At 61.8% G+C, this 4,250-nt stretch carries 3 protein-coding genes; all 3 read right to left on the bottom strand.

Translation table 11 applies throughout. The features are described 5' to 3' along the window. Window positions 1–79: 79 nt before the first annotated feature. The gene (locus DFP85_RS18665) at window positions 80–1,171 is read right to left on the bottom strand and encodes a tyrosine-type recombinase/integrase (protein ID WP_208108552.1); all 1,092 of its coding nucleotides are present in this window, start codon (window positions 1,169–1,171) and stop codon (window positions 80–82) included. 691 nt (window positions 1,172–1,862) lie between these two features. After that, complete coding sequence (locus tag DFP85_RS18670) at window positions 1,863–2,759, bottom strand: DMT family transporter (RefSeq protein WP_208108553.1); 897 nt, start codon at window positions 2,757–2,759, stop codon at window positions 1,863–1,865. Window positions 2,760–2,913: 154 nt separating this feature from the next. Beyond that, window positions 2,914–3,564, bottom strand: a complete 651-nt coding sequence (locus DFP85_RS18675; RefSeq protein WP_133637911.1) for a hypothetical protein — start codon at window positions 3,562–3,564, stop codon at window positions 2,914–2,916. Window positions 3,565–4,250 lie beyond the last annotated feature (686 nt).

Here is a 4,250-nt window from a genome sequence, read left to right on the forward strand (position 1 = left end):
AGCATGGCGCGGCCCTTACAGGTTTGGTCACCAGCAAGGAAAGGTCATGCGGGTCGGGGGGACAATCTGTTTTGATGATTTACGGACTTATAGCTCCGGCGTCGATAGGGTAGCTGGTGACCTCGCCTGTCCAGTCACGAAAGCTCGAGCGAAAACCGTGGGGCACGTAGTCACCACGCTCGCCATCCGGGCCATAGCCCATTCCGCGCATCAACTGCAGCATGGCCATATTGGAGAGGGGACGACCCTGGCGAGCTCCGGGGAAGACATACGGATTGCCATTCACCCTTGGCAGCTGGGTCAGCAGCTCCATCGCCTGCCGAGACAGCGGCACCCGATGCTCACGACGTGCCTTCATCCGGTCGGCTGGGATCGTCCAAGTCTCATTCTCGAGGTCGATCTCGGGCCACTCCGAACGAAGCACTTCTGAGGTTCGTGTCGCTGTCAGTATCAGAAACTGCAACGCCTTGGCGGAGATGCTCGTGTAGCCCCGGAGTTCAGCCATGAAGGTTGGAACCACGTCATATGGCATGGCGGGGTGGTGGGTCACCTTTTTGACGCGGGATGGCTTGGCCAAAAGTTTGTCGAGGTGGCCTCGCCAGCGAGCAGGGTTCACAGGATCCCGGTAGTTATGCGCCGCCGCGTAGTCGAGGACGTTCTCGATCCTCCCCTGCACACGCTTGGCCGTCTCAGTCTTGTTGTTCCAGATCGGTGACAGGATCTTCAGGACATCCTGGGTGGTGACCTCATCGACCGGCTTGGTGCCGATTATTGGGCGGGCATAGGCCTTCAGGGTACTGACCCATTGTCGTGCATGCTTGGCGTTTCGCCAGCTGCGACGGTGAGATTTGATGTAGCGAGCGGCACAACTGGTAAAAGTGGGTGTCGTCTCGTCTGCTTGTGCGTCCTCTACCTTCGCCTCAAGAGGGTCAAGGCCCTCCTTGACTAAGATACGGTTTTTGCCGGCACGAGCACGCGCCTCAGCAAGGCTGATGTCCGAATAGCTACCAAGGCCCATGTCGCGAAGCTTGCCATTTCGCCGGAACCGATAGATCCAGCTTGCTCCCCCTTTCTTGCCGATCTTGAGATACAGGCCCTCGCCATCGTTGGTCAATCCGGGCTTGGCCTCCCTGACCAGCTTCTGCACCCCGCGTGTGGTGAGCTTGCCCATGGCCATCTCCTATGTATCCGAGGGATCAGCGTACCATACCTTAGCCCATACTCCAGCCCATACTTTGTCGCCGCAATCAGCGATACGTCTTTGGATGCCATTGGACAATAAATTCAAAAAAATATATATAAAACAATGAATAAATGGATCATTTTGGACTTGGCTGTTTTCCAGGTAAGCGGACTCCCCCTCCGCCACGAATATCGAAAGAGCCGCTGAGACATCAGCGGCTCTTTCTTTTTTCAGGTTGCGCTATGGTCATATGCTTGACCTTCTGCCTGATTCTGGTTCGCCTCGCGCTCGCCTGGCAGGAACCGCGTCGTTCCGGGGACCGTCGCATCGATGGCATTCACCCTGTCGTCGTCTGGAATGAGAGGCGACTTCGGATGCAGGCCCTGGCGATCATCGAATTGGTCAATGCCTGTCAGAAGTGGGCGTCGTATGATCAATCTGACGTCTCGAGCGCCAGCCAGGTCGGTAATTGCCGCTTCCAGCGCTGGAAACAGTTCGCTCAAGTCCTCGATGAACCCCCCCTTTGTGTTATCTGGACCGCAACACTGACGTCGTGGTCCGCGTAATGACATATTCCAGAGATATGGGTGGGGAGCCTGTGCCATGACGCTATGCCGTAACCCCCGGCATACATCGCTGCAACAGGACCAGAAACCGTCGGTTGCAAGTCCTGAACAGGTCATGCCGCTCTGAGGTAGCGCGCGGGAAGGACCTCGAGCACTCCCGCGACAAGCACGAGGGCGCCGCCCGCCATCTCGACCCCGGTCAGGGTCTCATCGGCGAAGAGCGCTGCGGAGACCGCCCCCACCAGCACCTCCGTCATCAGCAGGATGCTGACGCGTGCAGGCTCCAGCCGGACCGCCGCCCACATCAGCCCCACAAGGGTCAGGCCCCACCATAGGCCCCCCGTCAGCAGTGCCAGCCCCGTCATCGTGACGACTTGAGGCGAGGTGAGGGTCGGCAGCGGCTCAAGCGCCGGGGCGAGGACTAACGACGTCACGGCCGCGCCGAGGGCGAAGACGAAGGTGGCGGGCAGGGCCGTGAGGGTGGATTTGGCGCGGATGCCGGTGGTGGAGAATGACCAGAGGATGCCGCCTATCAACGACATCCACTCTCCTGCCCCCCGGGGAAGCGGGAGCGTGCCGTCGGCGCCCAGCATGATGGTCAGTCCCGCCAGCCCCAGCACGATGGCGACGATGCGAAGGCCGGGCGTCGGCCACCCCATCAGGTAGCGGCCGATCAGCGTGCTCCACACCGGGCTGAGAAACCACAGCAGAATGATGATCGCGACCCGCCCGTAGAGGAAGCCGATCGAATAGAGCGCGAAGGCCGCGCCGCCAAGGGCGATCGAGACCAGGACGACAGGCGGGGTGCGAGCCAGTTGACGGCGATCTCGCACCGCAGCGGGCAGGAGAATCGCCATCGTGGCAGCGGTGATGGCGGCCGTTCCCCAGGCCCCCGCCAGGCCCATCTCCCCGAGGGCGCGAACCGGCAGCCAGTAGACCCCCCAGAGGACTCCCGTCGCGAGCACGATGGCGGAGGCGAGCAGCGTGTGGTGATCGCGGTGCATGTACATGACCTCGTTCGTGCGTGATGGCGGGTGGGGGGCGGGGGAGCGAGTGCTCGCCATTGTCCCGATCAATGCGTGTCATGCAATGCCCTTGTTCTACCCGGAGAGCCTGGAAAGGCCAGCTTCCCATGGCACATGCGCTGCCCTTGCTCTACGTGCCTCATTCCTGGTCCTGATCGAAGATGTCGCCCAGGTTCTCGTCGCTGCCTGCCAGCCCGAAGGTGGCGCGTGGCGGATCGAAGTCCTCCCGTTCGCCGATCACCTCGCCCGTTGTCGAGATGACGATGCTGCGCTTCTTCGCGAAGCAGTAGTGGTAGCGCTTGATCTCGCCCCAGGTGACCAGCTTGCCGCCGCTCTCCTGCATATGGTCGCAGGCCTTCTGGCAGGCGGCCGCCAGGCGTTCCTCCCAGGGCAGGCGCCAGAAACCAAGCGGGAACTTCAGCCGGCGGAAGTGCTCGGTGAAGGCCATGGCGAAGATCGGCGTGCCGGGGCCGCGCACATAGTCGGTATCGGCGAACAGCCAGTGGCGAAAGGCCGCGCGGTCCTCGGCGAGTCGCTTCTCGAGGCTCTCGATGGCGGCCAGGGAGCCGGCCTCGTCGAGCCCGGAACAGCGGCACAGTGCCTCTATAAAGCCGCGCTCGCCGTAGCGGGCGTCCCGGTGCGTCTTCTCCAGGCCGAGATAGGGGCTCCTCCGCATGGCGTGCAGATGCGCCAGTGCCGTCTCGTCGGCCGTCGTGTAGCCCATGCCACGGAGTACATCGGCGTCCGCCAGGTGCTGGGTCCTGAGCAGCAGTTCCTGTTGCAGGTTCATGGTCACGACCTCCCCGCCAGCTTATGGGACGTGCGGACGGCAGGGCGAGAGCCCCGTGATGCGTGCTGCGTCCCGAGAATGGCGGCATTGCGAAGCTCCGGGCGCACGATGTCGTCCTGGTCGAGCAGCGCGGCCAGGGTAGTGCGACGTGACGCGGAAGAGCCGCCCGCGTCGGCAGTCGCGGTGTGGTCGTGAGAGGTGGTGGTGCGGTGCGTCATGATCGTCTCCAATTCCCCTGGTCTGCCTCGGAAGGCGTGGTTCGGCAAGCGCCGCCCCAGGGGAGTGGAGTCGCACGCCGCTTTAGCTGCATTTCTATCCCGCCCGCAAGTTGGTGCTTAAATCGGCGGAGGCCCGAAGGCCAGACAACAAGAAACCCGCTTTGCATGTGCTAAAGCGGGCCTCTGGCGTCGCTTTAGCGGCATTTATAGAGCGCCCGCAAGCTGAGATTCAAATCGGCGCTGAATATTAATCTGTCAGCGAAAGCGAGCCGTGTCAATGCTTGTCCTGATGATCCTCGCCGGATGTGATTCTCTGAATCCAGAGTTGAGCGCCACCTGCCGTTAGATAGGTCCGCCGTTCCTAAGCAGCTTGGTAACCGGCTGCTGAACACATCTTCCGCGGAAGGCCTTGTCCGGTGACATTAGGTGCCCACGTAACAATAGATGGGCACCTATTCATGACGTCCC

The organism is Halomonas ventosae (assembly GCF_004363555.1).
Classification (GTDB): Bacteria; Pseudomonadota; Gammaproteobacteria; order Pseudomonadales; family Halomonadaceae; genus Halomonas; species Halomonas ventosae.

Coding starts and splice junctions, on each gene's coding strand:
- DFP85_RS18665 (WP_208108552.1), bottom strand. CDS start 1,171: ATGGGCAAGCTCACCACACGCGGGGTGCAGAAGCTGGTCAGGGAGGCC.
- DFP85_RS18670 (WP_208108553.1), bottom strand. CDS start 2,759: ATGTACATGCACCGCGATCACCACACGCTGCTCGCCTCCGCCATCGTG.
- DFP85_RS18675 (WP_133637911.1), bottom strand. CDS start 3,564: ATGAACCTGCAACAGGAACTGCTGCTCAGGACCCAGCACCTGGCGGAC.